The organism is Desulforapulum autotrophicum HRM2, assembly GCF_000020365.1.
Classification (GTDB): Bacteria; Desulfobacterota; Desulfobacteria; order Desulfobacterales; family Desulfobacteraceae; genus Desulforapulum; species Desulforapulum autotrophicum.
The window spans coordinates 2,973,140-2,992,388 of record NC_012108.1; the positions used below are offsets into that span (position 1 = coordinate 2,973,140).

At 43.6% G+C, this 19,249-nt stretch carries 15 protein-coding genes and 3 pseudogenes; 5 read left to right on the top strand and 13 right to left on the bottom strand.

The window, feature by feature from the left end; translation table 11 throughout:
- Positions 1-7: 7 nt before the first annotated feature.
- Positions 8-199, top strand: a complete 192-nt coding sequence (locus tag HRM2_RS12920) for a hypothetical protein (RefSeq protein WP_041273254.1) — start codon at positions 8-10, stop codon at positions 197-199.
- A gap of 418 nt (positions 200-617) precedes the next feature.
- Here HRM2_RS12920 and HRM2_RS26620 read toward each other — a convergent pair whose 3' ends face one another.
- Positions 618-1,037, bottom strand: a complete 420-nt coding sequence (locus HRM2_RS26620; protein ID WP_015904460.1) for a hypothetical protein — start codon at positions 1,035-1,037, stop codon at positions 618-620.
- A gap of 334 nt (positions 1,038-1,371) precedes the next feature.
- Positions 1,372-1,656: pseudogene (locus tag HRM2_RS26055) on the bottom strand (IS66 family transposase); the annotation flags it as partial.
- 112 nt (positions 1,657-1,768) lie between these two features.
- Here HRM2_RS26055 and HRM2_RS26060 point away from each other — a divergent pair.
- Both HRM2_RS26060 and HRM2_RS12940 read left to right on the top strand, forming a co-directional pair.
- Positions 1,769-2,384, top strand: a pseudogene (locus HRM2_RS26060) (IS1380 family transposase); the annotation flags it as partial.
- A 152-nt stretch (positions 2,385-2,536) separates the two neighbouring features.
- Positions 2,537-3,523, top strand: coding sequence for a ribonuclease T2 family protein (locus HRM2_RS12940; RefSeq protein WP_015904465.1), 987 nt, complete (start codon positions 2,537-2,539; stop codon positions 3,521-3,523).
- A 166-nt stretch (positions 3,524-3,689) separates the two neighbouring features.
- On the opposite strand, the gene HRM2_RS12945 is transcribed toward HRM2_RS12940, so the two are convergent.
- The 10 genes from HRM2_RS12945 to HRM2_RS27675 form a co-directional block, all read right to left on the bottom strand.
- Positions 3,690-6,422, bottom strand: coding sequence for a penicillin acylase family protein (locus tag HRM2_RS12945; protein WP_015904466.1), 2,733 nt, complete (start codon positions 6,420-6,422; stop codon positions 3,690-3,692).
- A gap of 419 nt (positions 6,423-6,841) precedes the next feature.
- Complete coding sequence (locus HRM2_RS12950) at positions 6,842-7,081, bottom strand: hypothetical protein (protein WP_015904467.1); 240 nt, start codon at positions 7,079-7,081, stop codon at positions 6,842-6,844.
- Positions 7,082-7,296: 215 nt separating this feature from the next.
- Positions 7,297-8,733 carry a protein kinase domain-containing protein gene (locus tag HRM2_RS12955; RefSeq protein ID WP_232364018.1) on the bottom strand — a complete coding sequence of 479 codons (1,437 nt, stop codon included), beginning with the start codon at positions 8,731-8,733 and terminating at the stop codon, positions 7,297-7,299.
- 345 nt (positions 8,734-9,078) lie between these two features.
- On the bottom strand, positions 9,079-9,333 hold the full coding sequence (locus HRM2_RS12960; protein WP_015904469.1) for an LbetaH domain-containing protein: 255 nt from the start codon (positions 9,331-9,333) through the stop codon (positions 9,079-9,081).
- Between the two features lie 486 nt (positions 9,334-9,819).
- Positions 9,820-10,488, bottom strand: coding sequence for an ATP-binding protein (locus tag HRM2_RS12965; RefSeq protein WP_041273257.1), 669 nt, complete (start codon positions 10,486-10,488; stop codon positions 9,820-9,822).
- A gap of 1 nt (position 10,489) precedes the next feature.
- Positions 10,490-12,178 (bottom strand): integrase, encoded by a 1,689-nt coding sequence (locus HRM2_RS12970; RefSeq protein WP_015904471.1) that lies wholly within the window; start codon positions 12,176-12,178, stop codon positions 10,490-10,492.
- Complete coding sequence (locus HRM2_RS12975) at positions 12,165-12,746, bottom strand: hypothetical protein (RefSeq protein ID WP_015904472.1); 582 nt, start codon at positions 12,744-12,746, stop codon at positions 12,165-12,167. Before HRM2_RS12975 ends, HRM2_RS12970 begins: the two co-directional genes overlap by 14 nt.
- On the bottom strand, positions 12,746-13,117 hold the full coding sequence (locus tag HRM2_RS12980) for a CHC2 zinc finger domain-containing protein (protein WP_015904473.1): 372 nt from the start codon (positions 13,115-13,117) through the stop codon (positions 12,746-12,748). The genes HRM2_RS12975 and HRM2_RS12980 overlap by 1 nt, the downstream gene beginning before the upstream one ends.
- A gap of 300 nt (positions 13,118-13,417) precedes the next feature.
- Complete coding sequence (locus tag HRM2_RS12985; protein ID WP_012663014.1) at positions 13,418-13,816, bottom strand: hypothetical protein; 399 nt, start codon at positions 13,814-13,816, stop codon at positions 13,418-13,420.
- A 497-nt stretch (positions 13,817-14,313) separates the two neighbouring features.
- Positions 14,314-16,080 (bottom strand): tetratricopeptide repeat protein, encoded by a 1,767-nt coding sequence (locus tag HRM2_RS27675; RefSeq protein ID WP_232364019.1) that lies wholly within the window; start codon positions 16,078-16,080, stop codon positions 14,314-14,316.
- Between HRM2_RS27675 and HRM2_RS27680 the strand changes: the two genes are divergently transcribed.
- Positions 16,054-16,401 carry a hypothetical protein gene (locus HRM2_RS27680; RefSeq protein WP_232364020.1) on the top strand — a complete coding sequence of 116 codons (348 nt, stop codon included), beginning with the start codon at positions 16,054-16,056 and terminating at the stop codon, positions 16,399-16,401. The two genes, HRM2_RS27675 and HRM2_RS27680, sit on opposite strands and share 27 nt — an antisense overlap.
- Before the next feature lie 117 nt (positions 16,402-16,518).
- Here the strand turns inward: HRM2_RS27680 and HRM2_RS28340 are convergent.
- A pseudogene (locus HRM2_RS28340) lies at positions 16,519-17,865 on the bottom strand (adenylate/guanylate cyclase domain-containing protein); the annotation flags it as partial.
- A 208-nt stretch (positions 17,866-18,073) separates the two neighbouring features.
- On the opposite strand from HRM2_RS28340, the gene HRM2_RS13005 reads away from it, so the two are divergent.
- Positions 18,074-18,904: an MBL fold metallo-hydrolase gene (locus HRM2_RS13005; protein ID WP_015904476.1), complete on the top strand. Its 831-nt coding sequence runs from the start codon at positions 18,074-18,076 to the stop codon at positions 18,902-18,904.
- Positions 18,905-19,249: the final 345 nt, after the last annotated feature.

The window sequence follows — 19,249 nt, forward strand, 5'->3', positions numbered from 1 at the left end:
AGATTCTATGGTTAAGAAAAATTATAAGTCATCAGACCCTAAAGAAGAAAGCAAAAACCCTCTCTTGAAACCGGGAATTGATTATTCTCCAAAAACTTACACTTTATCTGAACAAATTCTGTATGGCTTGAAGATGGCTGCCATTATGGCGTTAGTTCTGGGCCTGTTGTGTTGGTGTGAATTATTCTCAGGTAAATAACAAAATGTAAAGCAGTGGGAAAAGGGGGGCACAGGATTGGGTCTGTGATCCCCTTGGACCACTGCTTATTTCGCTGCATATCAAGGAAAATTGGTACCTCAGATCACACAATTAAAGCGAAGCATCTTTTCGTGACAACCCTTAATTGTCAGACCTTCCTTGACACTTGAAGATCATAGAAATTTCAGTTTAAAGGATTTTTACACATTAGGTTTAATCCTGAGATTTTTGGAGATATAATATTCTTGTTTAAACCTTTGATGAACGCTACAGGTTTGACACTCCTGCTTATCTTTTGCGGTGGCATTTTCATGTTTGTCAGCATATTAAGCAGCTTCTCCAAAAGGAAAACGTGACCATTTTGGCGCTGGCCTATCAGGCTGAACTCAGAGACCTGGAAACCGACCAGCAAACGCCCTTAATGAAAGGGCCGATGAGCTTGCCAATGGTGCGGCTCAGAGTTCATTGGGTGATGAGAGATTAATGGATGAGGGGTACGTGAAATAGTCAAAACGGGTAAGTCACAGGAGGCGTAAAATCGATAAATAGATAATTTTATCTTGGTCTGGATCCCGTCAAGAATGATATGGGTTGTACCCCAATCCACCTCCGCTTCCCCCGTATTATCAATTTCAAGGGGAATGAAAGCCCGTTGTTTACCGATGCCTATTCGCAGCTTCGCTTCACGGACATAACGGCAAACAGTTGAAAATCCTCCTGCATACCCATGCTCTTTTTTTAAACGCTCTCCTGATGGTGTTCCGTGAGTGGCCAGTCTCTCTCGATATCTACTTAATTGATTTGCCATAAATCCTGTGTGCTGTCCGGATATAGTCATATTGTGACACCTTTAACATCCTCCTGTTACCTCTCCAGTCTGATAGATCAATAATCAGACCCTTATAGCACTGGAAAGCGATTTTGTGGGGGGTCACTTTTCGGTTAGAAATTCCCCTCCAGGGGGGTCAATTTTAGGTTAGCAAAAATAGGGGTTTTAACCAACCCAGGGTTGTCCAAGTTTTCACAAGTTGGAGAACGTTGGGAAATTCTGAAAGACCATTCAACACCAGGGGCGTCAAACCATCATGGGTATGGGTCCTGTTCACCTCCCCCCTGGAAAAACCGGTCAAGGGTTTCGATCAGATCTTTGGAAGGCCTGTCAAAAGAGCCCCCCTGGCCCATGTCTGATTATCCTGTTCCCATGCCCGCTCCAACTCTCTTAAGTGATGTGCATTGCAAAGGGCCTGCAGACAATCATAATTCAAATATGGTTTCCAGTGATCGTGGCAGAGAATGCCTTTAAACTGGGTAAGAATCCCTATTTCATCCATGGCCTCGCTACCTCTTTTTTCATGGGGGAAAAAATGGGTCCAGAGCGCATTGGATGTGCAATGCAGCCAGCGCCTGACACTGTTTAAATTGATGCCGGTCTCATCGGTATGACATAAATGCGACTGGAACCCCTAATCCACACCTAAAAAAAAAGAAAAACCCCGTTGCGCTTGATGGTTCAAGCAGATAGAGTCTTTGTGCCAACAAAAAACTATCATCAACGAGGTGAGACAAGTTATGACACAAGGCGTGCTTCTATTCAAGTATGAAGAAGAAAAAACTCAGACCGGCATGACCGCATTGGCTGGCCTGCCCGTCTATCTCGACTTGGCCAAAGTAATCGGGTTGTCCAAATCAATCCAAAAACATTTGAAAGTAAGAAAAAACTCGCAAGGCTGGACTGATTCCCAGATAGTTTTGTCTTTGGTGCTGCTCAATCTCGCCGGAGGATACTGTGTTGATGATTTAAAGATACTGGAGGCGGATGAAGGGTTTTGGAAAGAGTAATAAAGATATGATCGCTGGCTTGAATACAGTAAACATCGAGGCCACGGCCACCTTGGACATGGATGCCACCCTGGCTCAAACCATGAAAGAGACAGCTTCCCATTGTTATAAAGGGTTTAAGGCTTTCCAGCCTTTCACCACATGGTGGTTTGAGCAAGGAATTGTTCTTCACACAAAATTCCGGGACGGTAACGTGCCCGCTGGTTATGAACAGTTAAGGGTTTTTAAGGAAGCCTTGGACTGTCTTCCGAGCAATGTGGAAAAGGTGAGGATCCGTTCAGATACTGCTGCTTACCAGCACGATCTTTTACGGTACTGTGAAAAAGGTGATAATAAACGGTATGGAACGGAATGAAATGGAAGAAAATTGATGGTGGTGCGGTACAAATATCTGTCGACAAAAACGGGATGCCCTGGGTCGTGAATTCAAATCGCTTATTTTTTAGACGGCGATAAAACAACGGCTTGACTGATTTACCCTATTAAAGGAGAACCCTCATGAAATACTGGACAAAATTGATAGCGGTATCGCTTTGGCTGTCACTCGTTGTGACGGTAAACAGCTGGCCTCAGATTTCGCTGACCGGTTATTTTATTGCCACTGAAAATTGCCCGGCCCTGCAGTCGTTCAAAAAAGGCACAAATCCCGGGAATATCGGACTAACACCGGACATGGCATATGAATTGATCGGCAAAAACAAAGTGGAAGCCTCCCATTACCGGATTCGGGTAAAGAATGCCGATCCAAAAGAGCGCTGGGTGTCTGCATCCTGTGGTTTTATTATAACGGATTGTAAAAAATCAGGGATTAACACAGGGTCTTCATCCAATCCTGATTCTTCTTTACCCGAATATCTGTTGGCCATCAGCTGGCAGCCGGCATTCTGCCAAAATCACCCGTTAAAAGCCGAATGTGAAACCCAGGATACAAACCGCTATGATGCAAGCCACTTTACGCTTCACGGATTATGGCCTCAGCCGGAATCTAACATTTATTGTAATGTCAGCAATGTGAATAAAAATCTCGACAGCCGGAATATATGGGCGCAGCTTCCCCAACCGGATATTTCACCTGCCACTTTTGAAGACCTGATTGAGGTAATGCCCGGGGTGGCTTCTTACCTTCACCTCCATGAATGGATAAAACATGGCACCTGCTACTCACCCACGCCGGAAGAATATTTTGTGGAGTCCATAATGCTGACCGAACAGATCAATTCTTCGGTTGTCAGGGATTTTTTTGCTGAAAATATCGGTAAAACCATCCGTGTATCTGACATCAAGGCCAAATTTAATGAAGCTTTTGGCCCTGGAGCCGGAGACAAAGTCAACGTCAAATGCAGTAAGGGTATGATCACTGAGCTCTGGATCAACCTTCAGGGTGACATTACGTCCCGGTCAAATCTTTCCACCCTGCTTTTGCAAGCGGACTCCGTCTCTTCCAATTGCCAGGCCGGTCTGATTGATCCGGTCGGGTATCAGTGACGGGAAGGTGGCTTGTCATGGGCGGAACGATCCCCCCATGAGAAGGCAAGTCAAGTGTTCGATTCACGAACATCAATTTTAATGAATGCTGTCGGAGTTCATTAAAAAGGCCGCCCCAGCCGAAAATAGCCGGGGCGGCCTTTATAAAGATTACTCTTGAATTTATTTACTTGTCGAAAAGAGGAAACGGACGATGGGTAAATCCGTCAAATACCGGTGTCATGCTGAAAAAATTCGGATCATACACCGGCGCTCCGCCTGCCCCCACCCGGATATCTCCTGATTCTCCAAGCGGAAACATGCTCTCGATACGAACAGGTCCGTCTGCCCCGTATTCCACACATTGGGCGTAGGTAGACCTGGATGAAAACGGCATCGTGTGCACTGTTTCAAGCATCAAATGATTGTATTCGATGAGACCTCGAGCACCGACACCCCATGGACGGGACCCCAGTTCTGCCAGCGCGAAATCCAGTGCGGCCACAATGATGGCATCAGCGGCTTGCGGCGCGCCGGAATCAACATTTTGAAACCAGTAATAATTGTTAACGATTCCGGATTCAGACCCTGCCAGACCATGGAGCAGCACATTAAACAGAATTTGCTTGCTTTCCTTCAGCACCATATTGCCGGAACCATCATCAACCGCAAGTTCGTCCGCAAAGGTCATATTGATCACCTTTCGAATCCAAACATCCATGAGGACCCAGGCATCGGCCCGGTCCATCCCCCAGGCCCAAAAGTCTGGTCCACCGGAAACAAAATGGCCGTCCCAGTCAGACATCAAATCCAGGGCAGCCTGCCGGTCTTCATCACTTTCCGAGTCGGACACGGCAGCAATAAAATCATTGGCCACGAATTTCCAGGGGTTCCCGCCGCTGCCAAATGAATCTGTCGTTGCGATATTCAAGGCCAGATCACGCAAATTTTCAAAACTGAGTCTACCGTCCGGTGAAGAAATGGTTTCTTCAAAATAGTCATATATGACATGACTTCTGTGGAAAGGGCCGTAAGCAGTCCCGGGATCGTTAAAGCCGCTGGCGTAGTCGGGATTGGTTTTGTTGTTCCATCCACCATAGAACCCACGGGCGGCATTTCGATCCGTGGATCGCTGAATCAACACATCGGCATCCCATTCCAGGGGGATGCCCGCTGCCCCTTGCGGCAGACGCCATTCCCCTGCCGGACGCAACGGATCACGGCCAGACATCCAATAGGCGATGTTGCCGTCCCGGTCAGCATAACAGAAATGCTGGCTGACCCCAACGTTTTCGATCGCCGCCCCGAATTCATCCATGCTGGTTGCTTTGCCAAGTTTCAAAAAGCCCCCAATGGTATCGAATTCATACCCCCAATGAACGTACTTCCAGGCAACAATGGGATTCGCAGGATCAGATTCATAGGTTGTCGGATCAAACGGCATCGGATTTACAACCGGGCCATGGGATGTTCGAAATACCGGCAGGATCACATCGTTCTGTCCTGCCACCTTGATGGTTTCATACCGATGAAGAAAGACTGAATCAGGACTTTCCAGGTAATAGTCTGTCGTGTGGGAATGTCCTACCTGCATTGACCAGGCATGATGGGGTGTACGACCGATGATAATAACGGGGATACCGGGCACGGACATACCGGAAACATCGATACCCCCCGCTTGAAGCGACCCTTCCATCACAATTGACGGAACAGAAAATCCCATTTGAGGTCCGGAATATAGAATCGGATTCCCGGATTCGGTTTTATCCCCGGAAACAACCCATGCATAGCTTCCCATTTTCACATGGGCCTTAATTTTTTTTAGTTTTTCTTTAAAATCCCGGCATCGCGCTTTCATTTGTTCAGCCACTTCGCTGAAATCATCATCGTTGTCGACATCCTCCGGGACGACAGCACCGGCTGCTGTTAATCCACCGACAATATAGGTCTGTGCCTCTGGATCATTGGTCCAGCGTAAATCCTGAAACATGGCCGATCCCGAGGCTCCAAATTGTGCGACCATGTTTTGGTACAGGGCCGCGTTGTCCATCTGGCCGGTATCCAGCGCTTCAGGGTCAAAATTGCGCAACAGCATGGCAATCCAGGACAGTACATCCCCATGGGTCCAGTCGGCAGGAATAAAGGTCGTCCCCAGTTTGGCACCTAATGCAGCAAATTCAAAAGGCAGCAGTGACGGATCATTCCGAATTTCATTTATTCGCCGATTGATCCCGGCGATATAGCCCTTTACAACTTTCTGAACATCCGGTTCAAGATTTAGAAATCCCTGGGTCAGCTCTTCATCGGAATATCCGATCGTACGTATAAAAACATCTGTCGGCAGCTGGTCCGGCCCGAAAATTTCGGCTAAGGTGCCCCGACCTTGTCGGCGATAGGTCTCCATCTGCCAGAGGCGGTCAGCAGCCACAGCATATCCCATAGCCTCAAAAATATAGTACAGGCTGACCTGGTCCGACCCAGTAATAAACCAAACACCTTTGTCATCCTGAACCGTTTCAACCATGCCGGTTTTAACATAAAACTTTACCCGGTCACGATCTTTCTTATGGCCTGCCCCACCCACGTATGTATTAAGAAAATTCCTGCCTTTTCCTTTAATAGATCCATTCTCGCCTTCATCTAATGTTCGCAGGCCATCGGCACGCGTAAGTTGAGCTTTCATTCCGTTTTCCGTGGCTGTAAACCTGTCGGTGATATTTTGACCATTCAGCCAGGCTTCGAACGTATCTGGATTCGCACCCTCCTGAAAGCTGACAAGAACCTCTACCGGCTCAAAATCCTGTATTGCTTTCTCTGAGGGCGTTTCGATATCGGCCAGGTTTAAAGCTATGGACTGTCCTTGTCCGAAAAAGACCATACCGGTAATGACCAGCAGACCTACTAAAAATCGTTTAATCATATCGCCTCCTTATCTAAATTAAAATTATTAGTGGTATTACGGCTATAATTCCAAATTAGCCGAGTTGCTATGGGGACTATATGTTGGTTAAAATCTATGGGAGGAGCTGGTTCTGGAGTCTGCAAATAGTGTCCAGAGTTACAACAAAATTTGTGGTTTTCAGAAGAGTAGGATACAAAGACGTTTTTTGTCAAGAAAGGTATGGAAAATTATTAAAGCCCTGAAATATGACCTCAGCAGAAAATATTTAGAACTATTAAACTTGTGTTCGACAGCGGTAGACACACAGAATCTCAAAACCCGCGCCAGTCAAGGGATACAGCTATCCATTCATATTGACGTAGTGCCTACAAAATTAGGGGTTATATCAGATGGATTTTATCTTTTGAGGAGGAGCTATTTTCAATTCTTTAAGTATTTTACGCTGAGAAACAGTTGGTTCTCAGCTTTGCTTCACGCTTTACCTTACTCCTGTCCACTTTCAGCTTGCCTGACTTAAACTCCTTGAGATACCTGCCCATGGATCTATGGGGCATAAGGGCATATTTTGTTTTGAGCTGTGCTTTCCCTGACTGTTTTTCAAAGGCGGTTAGTTCTTTTTCAATTCGTTCCAGAGTTCTATTTCGAATATTTTTTTTACCTACAACTGTCGAACACAAGTTAAGGCCGATTTCCTTTTTGCCTCGGACAGGCCAAGGATCAATCTGGACACCCCCTCCATTTTCGGGGAATCCCAGGAGACGCTAAATGGCTTTGTTCTTTGATTGAAAAATCGCCGGATGATTCAGGTTTAAAACACAAGCGGGTCTCTCTGCTGAAACAAATCGGCCTGACCGGGGTCGTCTGTCATGAAATGGCTCAACAAAAAAACACTTCAGATATCCGAAAAATCCGCGGCTTTCAGGGTGATGCCAAGTGCCTGGGCTTTTAAGCTGAACTCCTCCAGCAACCGATTCAACGCCAGCTGATCCGCTTCATTAGAAAAAAGAATAAGAGATGTCATTTTTCTTTTTCCCCTGGAAATGTCTTTTTTGCCAGGGCCGTACTTCTCCTTTAACGGCTGAATCTGCGCCAGGACTTCTTGGATGTTCCGGTATCTTTTTTCCCTGTCCCGGGAACAGGCCTTGAGGATAAACTGCCTCAATTCTTCCGGGATATCAGGGTCAGAATTCCTTGGATCAGGAATATCCTCTGTAACATGCAGCTCTTCCAGCCTGACAAGGTCATCGTCAGGGTAAGGCCGTTGACCCGTGACCATTTCATAGGCCAATAGACCAAGGGAATAGATGTCGGATCGTTCATCAACGGATTCCATCTCGATCTGTTCCGGAGACATATAATAGGGGGTCCCCAGGAAATCAGTGTTTTCCGTTGCAATGGGGCAAGCCACGCCAAAATCGAGAATTTTAACCTGATCACCGTGTTGGATAAAGATGTTGGCCGGTTTGATATCCTGATGCACCACACCTCTTTCATGGGCATAGGCTAATCCTGAACTGATTTGAATAAGATAATCAACTATTTTGGGGTAAGGCAGTTTTGACACGTCTGATAATTCTTCATAAAGGGACATTCCCTGAAGAAACTCCATGATGATAAAAATAGTTCGAAAGCGTTCTTCAATATCATAGACCCTGACTATGTTCCGGTGGTTAAATTGTGCAATAAGCCGTGCTTCATTTCTAAATTTTTTTAGAAAATTTTCATTCATGGCCATATTGTGGTTCATCATTTTAACAGCCACGGCCATATTCAGATCTTGGTGCAGGCCGCCATACACCATTGCATACCCCCCTTTCCCAATAATATCCGTAATCACATACTTGCCTATTTCTCGTTTTGCCGTTCTTTTTCTTGAACTGAAACGCTCCGTAACCAGTTCAGTCAAAAAATTTCTTACATCTGGATATTTTCCACTTATATCGTCGAACTGATCCCGGGAGATTCGCCAGAATTCCATGTCTGTTTCCGCTTCAACACTGGCACTTCTTACTTCTCCAGTAAGGATGGCCATCTCTCCGACGATATTTCCTTTCTTTATGCGGGCTATCTGATATTTTTCACATCCACGTTCAATGTAAACTGTACAGATTCCCTTTTGGATAATAAAACAGGCATCGCCCTGTTCACCCTGTTTTATTATTTTCTTTCCAGCTGGGACCCGCTGAAACGTCATGGCATTAAGAAGCGGACACAATCCGCCTCGATCAATGGTCTTAAAAAACCGGGTCACTTTGAGAAACTCGTAATCTATGGGGGAAGCGTTCTCGTTGAAGGTGTCCCCTGAGCTTTCGATATTTTTATCACCCAACCTTTGATACGCACACCCCATTAAAAAAAAATCCGGATCTGCCTTGTCCTGATTTATCCATTTTCCTACACACCGGCATAGGTGCCATTTTTGTTCATTGCGGTCATAGAATTGCATTATAAAAGCTTCTTCAAGGGTTATACTGTGTGTAATACGCAAACAGATCCCTTCATCACTTTTGTTAAGCAGATCGATAAAGTGGACAGGGTTTCTCTGACCTACCAAACAACCGGGGGTATCGCCATCCTTCTGTAAATATGCGATCCCTATTCCCATGGGGATAGTAATTTTTCGCCCCCGTCTTCTCTTCTCTTCACTTTTTTCCATGATTTCCCCTTTCCCAGTCTATTGGGGCACGGATTCAATTTGATAAAACAGATCCCCAGTACTGAAATTCTGGGCACTTTTCACATAGTGATCAGACATTTTTTTCAAAAATTGCTCAATTTCATCTCTGTTTTCATATCTCTTTTTTACCTTGCCTGGCGAACCAGTAACAAGGGAATATGGCGGTATAATAGTTTGTTCGAACACAACAGCACTGGCTGCGATCACAAATCCTGTCCCAACAACTGCGCGATTTATCACAATGGTGCCCATCCCAATCAAACAATTATCAAGAACAAAGCAAAGGCAACTACGATAACAGGCATTATTTTAAATCTCTTTTTTTTGACCGGTCGTTAGGGGTGATAAGATGCAAATACTCTAACGCTTTTTATCTGCCCTGTTTTTATAAAAAAGGCCTCAATAACATTTATAATCAGCTACTTGCATAGCATTGGCCCTAATCGTGTTTTCGCAAAATACTCTAACGCTTCAAATAAATATCATTTTTTACAGTAGGTTAATGCTATTTTATAGCAGTGTTGCACGGAATGTGTATTTCAAAAATCAGTCAATGAAGTTTGAGAAGTTGTAAACAAAAATAGACCATTCGCTAAAAAAGCGTAATGGTCTATCCTGATTTAATTATCTTGTCCGAGGTATCTAATCTGGACGATCTAAAGTTTTAGAACAGCAAAATCAGTCCTTTCTGGCCTCACATTATTTCTTGGTGAAATTTTTCCATGTGCCTTATGTTCGTTATTGAGGAGGAAGGTCAGAGAGAAATTCCAAGGCCAGATTGAGGTCGACAAAGGTGTATTTCAACTCCTTTGCTCTGTCCCTGCAGTCTGTACAAATTTCTCTGAATTTTCTCATATCGCCTTTGGTCGTCATATAAATCTGTTCAATGGCCTCCTGTTCAATATCTTTGTACTCGACAATGAAATCTTCTACCACAATCGGGTATAAAATAAGCGTTTTCAAGCGGCTGAGGATATCTGGATGCTCGCGGGTTAAAAATGTCCTCACCTTTGGTAATCCTGCAAATACAATGGGAACACCGGCATCAATGACCCTTTTGAGGTAGGGCCAGACCCGGGGATCGAGATCGTTTGCCTCGTCGATTAAAATAAAGCAGTTGGACAGACTGCATATCATTTTTAAATATTGAGGGGTTCGCCGGTAGGTGGCGGTTGTGTCGTAATTTAGCTCTTTTAAAATCGATGCCAGGGTTTCATGTATGTTGAACAGTGACTCCACCCAGACGGCATGAAGTTTTTTCGGTTGCAGCAATTTCAAGAAACGGGTTTTACCCACGCCGTAATCACCCTCGATCAAGACGCTCTGCCTACGATAGATTCGGTTATATGTGGCCCCCAGATAAGAAATGCGGCGTTTGTCATTTATAAAATCTTCTTTTCGTTTCATCTTAGACCTCTCCAGAGAAAGCATACGGTGCCACATGGATTTTTCGATAATGGCTTTCACAATCGAGAATAAAGGCATTGAACAGCACTGCCCCTTTTATATTCGTGGGTTGCTGCATCTTTTTTATATAGGTGGTGTATCTTTTCTGGTTATGCTGAAGGATTTGCTTTGCCATGGGCATGGAAAGACCTTTTTCATAATTTTTGATCAGGAGGGGTCGATCGACGACCATGCTGTTGTGCTCCAAAAAGTCGATGATCTGGTCCAGTTCATTTTTTTCCGGCAATATGGTCAATACTTTTAACGGCTTTTCAAAGGGCTTCCGGGCAAGGGCTTCTCCCCAAAAAATACCATCCTCCCTGGGCTCAAAAAGGAAAAGCTTGTCATTGTATCTGGATATCTGAACGGGTGTACTTTTATGGGAGCTGAACTTGTCTGCACCCATGGTCACATAGTAATCCTGATTTTCAAATCTGATGGTCTTCTGCTTTGATACCGTGGCTTTTGTTTTCCTAAATCCATATTTCATGTGCTCCTTAACCTGATCAGGACAAAAGGTCAGTGTGCTGGTAAATGTTTCAAAAAAGTCTGTAAGCTTTTTATCCGGCACCCAGGCATTGACTTTTCCTTTTTCAGAGAAATAGTGGCGTGTGCAGTTGTGTTCATGGCGATATTCCTCCATAAGTGAGCTTGTTTTTAACTCATCCAAATTTATGTCAAGGAGGGTAACGGTGATTTTTTCTTGTTTTCCTTTTTTGAAGATATACCCGGGCTCTGTCTTTACGATCCTTTTTTCAAACGCTTTGATGATTCGGATTTCAAAATTATGAAGGCTGCGGTGGGATGATTCCAGGTGGGCCTTATCCTTGGGAGCATGTATCCTTGAGAAATCAGGTTCCATATAAAACCCGTTCGGGGTGGAATGTTTCAAATTCAAGTCGTTGATGGGGCGCTTAAGATTCAAAAAACCCTTGGCATTATCGGGCCGGATACGAATCTTCTTTTGGGGAAATGGCCTGGCCAGTAAAAATTTGGTGAACAGGTTCACGGAGTTCCAACTGCTTTCGGAAAAATACGCATCCAGGATAAACATATAACGAGAGCCCGTATCATAAAATTCTATGACTTGGGGCTTTTGCCAATGACCCTTGTCGTTTCTGATCTTAAAATATCTAAAAACACAGCCATCCATCTGAATCAGGTCAAACACCGGCTCTGGTTTAAAACTGTTTTGGACCGGGACATCGTCCTCGAAATCTGGTTTGTTTAAATATGATTTGAGGTTTTCACGGTAGACACAGTGCCTGAGGGCATGGATGGAGATTTTTTTTTTGAACTCTTTTTCAAGCCAGTGGTGATAATTTTTAATGGTTCTTGCCTTATGGGTAATAAAGATGAACTGTTGGCTTGATGGATCACACGACTCTTTTACCATTTCTATAAAACGTCTGCGGACCTGTTCGGAGAAAGAGCGGGGACGTCCACTGCATTTGCGGCCTTCCATGACTTTCTTTTCCACAAGTAGGAGTGGCCCCGGAATAATGCCGGTTTTTTGATATTGATCTTTGTAATATTTTTTACTTGCTCGTTTGGCTGAGCCTTTTTTGTTCATGATCTTTTTATGGAGCAGAAGATTGAAACGGTCATCAAGCGTCAGATTAGGTATGACCTTCAGGTTATCCGTGTCCATTGTCGTTCTCCTTTGACAAGATTCTTTCCCGAATGACCCGGTTCCACAGCAGCCCAGCCTGGCGTGATGTCTTTTGCCAGTGATCCTGTTGGGCCAGTTGAACCTGGTCAAGCATTACCTGAACAGCATCCATATAGGCTTTGCTGACCTGATCGGTTAAATCCACAGGTTCGTCTTTACTGCCGGTGTCGTTTTTTTTTGCGGAATCAATGAACTGTTTGATGTTTGGTGCGGTTATCTCCATGGCGGTTTTTAAAAACGCCTTCCATATTTTACGCTGTTCGATGGGACCCAATGGGGCCAGGGGGCGCACCTGGGATTCATTGCTGGGGAGAATGTCTCCAATTGGAGACAAATTGCTGATAACCTTATAGGATTCTATCAGGCGATAGGCTTGGGCTCTGCCCATATCCCAGCGTACTCTGGCATAAGTTTCAAAGCTACTGAAAAGATTGAGTTTATACAGCCGGGTATCTTTTATCTCTTTCAGAGCTTTGCCTATTTCATGGAAACGACCCTGATTACGGGCAATAAGATTCTCCAGACGGGTCAACCGATCCTGTTCCATTATCCTAATCCTCCCGGCATGGTCTGGCCGATGCCTCCGACAAGATTTTGCAACCCCTGTCTGGCATCTTTGTTCTGATCCGGAACTTTGCCCATCAGGCGTTTTAAGAACAGAACGCTCTCTTTAAAACCGATTCTTTGAACTGTCATCACAAGATCAATGGTGTTGAAGTTTCTTTCACATCGAAAGCACCGGGCCAGGTTGGTGGCTGGGTTTATGGCTGTCTGGAATTCATTACAGATCGGGCATAGAAAACGGAAAAAGCCTTCACTGATTTTTGACGGCATTTCCAGTTGCTCCCTTATCAACATTTCCACAGGGATAAAATTTCTTAATTCAAACAACTCTTGGGATGAAAATTTTTTTGGCATGGGTCCTCACATTTGTCGGGGTTATCAAGGAACTTTGCCTTAAACTCAAGGCAAGGTGTAAAAAATCCTATTTTTAAACTACTATAATAGCCCCATCCTTGTCTGTTGTGTCTTAAACGCCTTTAGGTATTAGTCCGTTCGTATCTCCTTTGTTTTCAGAGGTTTAGGTTAATGATGTGTCTTAAAACCCTAAGTCGATTACTTTGTTGGGATATCAATGAATTACAGTTGGTTAAGCCTATGATGCGTCTTGAAACTCCGATTCTATTAGTCGAGGTTTTTATCCATAAACACCCCCCCCTATCTGAACGCAGTTTTTGAATCGTATGACTGATTCAGTATTTGCCAAGCTACATATTGGATGACGATCATATTTCTTGTTCCATACTCGTTTTCTAAAATTTCATATGGCAATACGGGCTTTGCCAGGCAGTTGGGCGGGGGGTGTTCATGGGGAGGTATGCTGGATTTAAATTCCTTAGAAGATTCTTCCTCAATCTTTTCTAATTTTTTACCCAGATAGTTATTTTTAAAATATTCACCGTTTTTTTTGTTCCATTTTTGACAGTTTCTTCGGTGCTGTTCAGTTTTGCAGGCAGACCTTCCGCATGTCGTCTGTCGTCCTTTTTGGCGGACATCCGGCTTAAACCATTTGCGGCAAATACAGCAGGGGCGTTTTCCACTTGAACTTTTTGCCATTATATTTTCTCCAAATTTAAATCTGGATGAAAATATAGTCCTAAAAATTGATTTTGTCGTAAAAGCGGCGGGGTAAGCGGGGTATGATTTATTTTCTATTTGGCGGGGTATTTGCGGCGGGCTGCCCTAATCATAGCGTTATAGTATTTTGCGAACGATTTGGGGGGTAGGCGTTAGAGTATTCGCATCTTAACATAGGGGCTCAGATGTAAATAATTCCACAAATATGGTGCAGGATTTCAGCTCGTATTCAAGGCGTATCAAAGGGAGCATATTGAAATATGTGCCCTTTGATGCAACGCAGAAGACGAGCTGAAAGACAAGCAAGATTGAGGAATTATTTGTTTCTGAGTCCCTTATATTTAGCCTGACGTAGAAACCCTGGTCCTCAGGGTCAGGATTCTTTACATAATTCAAAGGGGTTATAGATTCGGTCAGTTGGGCATAAATCTTTCCATAGTTCACATTGAAAAGGACAGTAATTTTGAAAAGCAAAATTATTTTAAGTTCTCAATGGCCTTCTCTACATGGGCCAAATCCAATCTGGCTCCTGTTTCAATGAATATCTCCTGGGCCTTTTGCAGATATTGGACATCATTGAGTCGCTTGCCCATATCAGAATATATGAGCCCTTCTTCATTCCGGCTTCCCAACTCCTGGCAAAGATCAAGACCTTTTTTCCAAAATTGATGGGCCTTTTTAGGATTTCCTTTTAACCAGAAAAACGCCCCATTGAGTCTTAATGCTTTGGGTTGACCGCATTTAAAATGTTTTGCCTGTTTAATTGTTTTAAGAATGTATTTTTTTACTACTCCAATCGTAACTTTCCCCCTGATTTCAATGGATTTTTCAAAGATAGTCAAGTAGGTTTCTGCCAAAGCATTATAGAACAGGCTGATCATGAAACCACGGATCCCTTTTTGGGCGATCATGGCTTCAGTTTTTTTTAACATGGAATAGGCGGTCGCAAAATCTTCATCGTAAAGATAACATCTGGCAAGATCTGTGTAAGAGGCTGCTAATGCATAATAATCCGGAATAGATTTTAATAACTTGATGGCTTCTTGGAGATTAATGACAGCCTCGTCCAAAGGGCCTTTAGAAATTTGATTAAAGCCAGCTCCATGAAGTGCATGCCCTCTCAATTGGTGATCTCCGCTTTCTAAACCTAATTGGGCAATTTTCGTACAAATTTCAAGGCTCTGGGCAAATCGACCTTGATTGGCAAGTATAACGCTCATCATCATTTTAGCATTGCCCCATTTTTTCAGATGGCCGATATTTTGAAATTGGTCTGCTGATTTTTTATAGGAAGCCAATGCGTCTTCCCATTTTCCCTGAAAAACCAAATGGTATCCCAAGCAATGATAGGCTGTAGCGGTAATCAAATCTTCCTCTACAGTTTTAATCAGCCTCATTGCTAAGTCATGATATTTTTGAGCAATGAATGGAAACCCCATTGTATCGAACAAGAATCCCACTCCTGAGTAACCTTGGACTGCTGCGGAAAGAGAACTTATTTGTTCAGCATGATTTAAGGCTGAGACGACATCAAAAGCAAGACGTTCTTGATTAATATAAACATCAATCCAGGCCATGGTTTCAAAAATTTTAATAATTTCTTGGTCAATGGGTTTTAATTTGGCATAGGTAAATTTTTTATTGAAAATAAAAAAAAACCTTTTTATGGCCTGTTTTGCAAACTGATTTAAAATTGCGATCCTTGTTTCCCATTTGCCAAAGGGGTAGGATACGCCTAATAATTTGAACGCATGCTTAAGGGATACCAGGGCCTTGTCATGCTCCCCGCGCCGAAAATAGATTTCTCCTAATCTGCGGTGATAAACCGCCTTTTCAAAATCATCAAGTTTGCTTCCGACTATTTTTTCATGGGCGGACATGGCTTTTTTATAATGGGACAAAGCTTCTGAATCTCCGGCAATGCGGTTGGCCTGGTCTCCGGCTTTTATCAGGTATTCCTGGGCTTTATTCCATTGAGACCCTTTTGCAAAATGGTAGGAAAGCAGGCCGTAAAATCTTTCTATCTGGTCATAAAAAATGTTTTCAATGGCTTCTCCAACCTTGCGATGCAGGTTCCCTCGATGTTTTAACAGGATGGTTTCATAGGCAGCATCCCGTATTAAATCATGGTAAAAAAAATACTCCCGCACAGGATTTTCACTTTTTTCCTTTATCATGTTTTCAGCGACAAGTATGGACAGATTGGTATCCAATTGATGGCGGCTCTCTTCAATGGCTTCCAAGATACAATAAAGAAAATTTCTGCCAATGACAGAGGCGATTTTAAGGAGATCTTTCATCTCTTCATCCAGCCGGTCAATACTGGATTCTACGATCCCCCTCAAGGTATCCGGGATGAATACTTTGCCCGCCAGGGGTCGTATGGTGTACTGTCCGGTTGCCTCATTTTTGATGATGAAATCATTGGTATTAAGGGTCCGTACAAGTTCTTCCAGATACAATGGGTTGCCTTCACACTTGCGATGGATCAATCCCCGCAATTCCGAAGACATGGGATCAAGATTCATGTTTTTACAGGCCAGATCAAGGATATCCTCTTTTGAGAGGGGGCTCAGCAGAATTTCAGTGAAATAATCATGATGCTCTTTTTGAATCCCTGTTTTTAATTTTGATGCAGGACTGCTTTTTGTGTTTCTGCTGATGAGCATTATTAACAAGGGAGATTGACGGACAAGGGGGATAAGGTGTTCCAAAAGATTAACGGATGATTGATCGGCCCAATGAAAATCTTCAAATTCAAGCACCAATGGCTGCTCATGGGCAAGTCTCATTAAAAAAAGATAAAAGGCTCTGTATATCTGAGTTTTTAGTGCATCTCCATCAATGAATCGAATTTTGCTGGATAGATTTCCATTTATTTTTAAGGACAACAGGGTTGCCAGGTAAGGTAAGGTGTCAGAAACTTCGTCGGGAAACAAAAGGGTTAATTTCTCTTCAAGCTTATTCCATCCTTTGATGTCATCATCAGAAGCTTTAATGTCTGCGTAATTTTTTAATATTTCCAGAAAAGTCCCATAGCTTGTTTTCTGAAGATAGTAGGAGGATCGGCTTTCTATCCATAATATATCGGCACGGACCAATTGTTTTTTGTATTCTTCAACCAATCGCGACTTGCCAATACCCGGATCACCCACGATGGATACGATATTGCCGATACCCTGGCGGACAATTTGATCCCATAGAGCATTTAAGATGGAAATTTCTTTATCTCTACCTAAAAATGAAGTTTCTGTTTTTTTATGAAATTCCAGGTTTTTTTCTTTTTTGGACAGGATTTTGTAAACAGGTAGAGATCCTTTTTTCCCTTTGACAGGAACCGGCTTAAGGGATTGAAAATTAAAAAATTGATTGGTCAATTTGTAGGTTTTCGGCCCAACCAGAATTTCATCATCCTGGGAAAGACTTTCAAGGCGGGATGCGATATTGATGTTGAGTCCGGTCAACCCGTGGGAGCCATTTTTTAAATTCACTTCTCCGGTGACCACAAGACCTGTATTGATGCCGGTGTGCATTAAAATTCGATGACCTGTTTTATCATGAATCCAAGGGTTCATCGATTTTATGGCATGATGAATTTCCATGGCAGCACTGATTGCCCTGACAGGGTCATCCTCGTGGGCTTTGGGGATTCCAAAAACAGCCATCACTGAATCGCCAATATATCTTTCAATAAACCCATCAAATTTTTCAATAATGACTGAAATTTTTTTAAAAATCTGGTTTAAAATGGTTCTGACCTCTTCCGGGTCTAAGCGCTCAGTCATGGCGGTATAGCCGGACAGGTCGGTAAAAAAAACCGTCACATGCTTTCTCTGGCTTTTGGTAGATTTTGGATCTTTTTTCAGCTCATCGCCATCCGTAATTTTGAGACCGCAATTGCCACAGAACTTGAATTCAAAAGAATTGTAAAAGCGGCAGTCAGGGCAAACAATTCCCAGCTTTTCTCCACATTTGCCACAAAAGTGTATTCCCTCGATATTTTCAAACCCACACTGGGGGCAGTGCATAAGATGGTGCTCCCATTTAAATCGTCATGTGAATAGAAAGTAATTTATTTCTTGTCTGGATATTTTTTTTGAAATTCAATTGAGGCTAGCATACTTCATGCACTGGTTCAAGACAAATTAAAAGCGAAAGAAAAAAATACCTTGCCCTTTTGAAATACTTAACAGAAAATGTGATTTTTTTCTATCGAAAAGGAACGATACCTCCCCCATGAGAGTCTGCAAACGCTATGAATTTGACCACGGCATCAAAGGATTCACCCTGGGCTGGTCTCTGGCAGGACCTCCCCTGATGGCGGTTTTTTTCTATGTGTTTGACCGGGTCATGATTGACACGGGCCAGTCCCGCATGGCAGGGGAATCTCTTGCCATTGCCCGGCGACATCGGGTGGACCGGGTCTTTTTAACCCACCATCACGAAGACCATTCCGGCAATGGGGCCTTGATTCACAACGCCTTGGGCGCCGAAATTTTCGGCCATGGGTTGACCAGAGAAAAATTGAAAAAACCCTATAAAATCCTGCCCTACCAGCACTATGTCTGGGGGACAACCACGCCTGTGGAGGTGAGCCCTTTGCCTGAATTCTTGGAAACCAGCCTGGGCAGGATGATACCCATTCACACCCCGGGTCATTCCCTGGACCACCTGGTCTATTATCTGCCGGAAAAGGGAGTGGTGTTTTCCGGGGATCTGTATCTGGGGGACAGGATCCGCTATTTCAGGGCAGATGAGGATATGGGCACCCAGATTGATTCCTTGAAAAAGGTCCTGGCATTGGATTTTCATATGCTTTTATGCAGCCATAATCCCAGGGAAAGCAGGGGCCGGGAGCATCTTCAAACCAAACTGAATTTTTTGGAAACCCTCTACGGCAGCACCATTGAATTGTGGAAAAAAGGGGTGCCGGAAAAAGAAATTTTTAAAACCCTTGGCTTAAAAGAAGATTATTTTATCAAGTATTTCTGCTGTGGCAATGTGAGCTTGATCAATGGGGTAAGATCGGCTGTCCGGCACTACGAGGCCTGCCGAAAACAGAATTAGGCCTTGTCCTGGCCCTTGATTTTTTGCTGCATTTTTTTACTGAACCGCTCCACATGATCCCGGATAATGTGGGCCGCAGCCTCAGCGTCCCTGATTTTCATGGCCTCAATGATTTTTTCAAAATCGGTCAGGTTTTACAGGGTTTTTTCGTGGTTCATGGGAAGATACGCTTCATAATACTGGTGAATATTGTCATGGACTATTTTCTGGACAAACTGGAAAGGATGAGGATAAAAACTCGCTTTTTGTCAAGAAAGATATAAGAAAAATTTATAAATCTGAAATGTGAACTTAACCCATTAAGAACACAACATGTTGTGTTCTTAATGGGTTAAGTATAGCGTT

Excerpts from the sequence above, each read along its gene's own strand:
- HRM2_RS12920 (WP_041273254.1), top strand. The coding sequence starts at position 8 with ATGGTTAAGAAAAATTATAAGTCATCAGACCCTAAAGAAGAAAGCAAA.
- HRM2_RS26620 (WP_015904460.1), bottom strand. The coding sequence starts at position 1,037 with ATGACTATATCCGGACAGCACACAGGATTTATGGCAAATCAATTAAGT.
- HRM2_RS12940 (WP_015904465.1), top strand. The coding sequence starts at position 2,537 with ATGAAATACTGGACAAAATTGATAGCGGTATCGCTTTGGCTGTCACTC.
- HRM2_RS12945 (WP_015904466.1), bottom strand. The coding sequence starts at position 6,422 with ATGATTAAACGATTTTTAGTAGGTCTGCTGGTCATTACCGGTATGGTC.
- HRM2_RS12960 (WP_015904469.1), bottom strand. The coding sequence starts at position 9,333 with ATGGGCACCATTGTGATAAATCGCGCAGTTGTTGGGACAGGATTTGTG.
- HRM2_RS12965 (WP_041273257.1), bottom strand. The coding sequence starts at position 10,488 with ATGAAACGAAAAGAAGATTTTATAAATGACAAACGCCGCATTTCTTAT.
- HRM2_RS12970 (WP_015904471.1), bottom strand. The coding sequence starts at position 12,178 with ATGGACACGGATAACCTGAAGGTCATACCTAATCTGACGCTTGATGAC.
- HRM2_RS12975 (WP_015904472.1), bottom strand. The coding sequence starts at position 12,746 with ATGGAACAGGATCGGTTGACCCGTCTGGAGAATCTTATTGCCCGTAAT.
- HRM2_RS12980 (WP_015904473.1), bottom strand. The coding sequence starts at position 13,117 with ATGCCAAAAAAATTTTCATCCCAAGAGTTGTTTGAATTAAGAAATTTT.
- HRM2_RS12985 (WP_012663014.1), bottom strand. The coding sequence starts at position 13,816 with ATGGCAAAAAGTTCAAGTGGAAAACGCCCCTGCTGTATTTGCCGCAAA.
- HRM2_RS27680 (WP_232364020.1), top strand. The coding sequence starts at position 16,054 with ATGGCGGCTCTCTTCAATGGCTTCCAAGATACAATAAAGAAAATTTCT.
- HRM2_RS13005 (WP_015904476.1), top strand. The coding sequence starts at position 18,074 with ATGAGAGTCTGCAAACGCTATGAATTTGACCACGGCATCAAAGGATTC.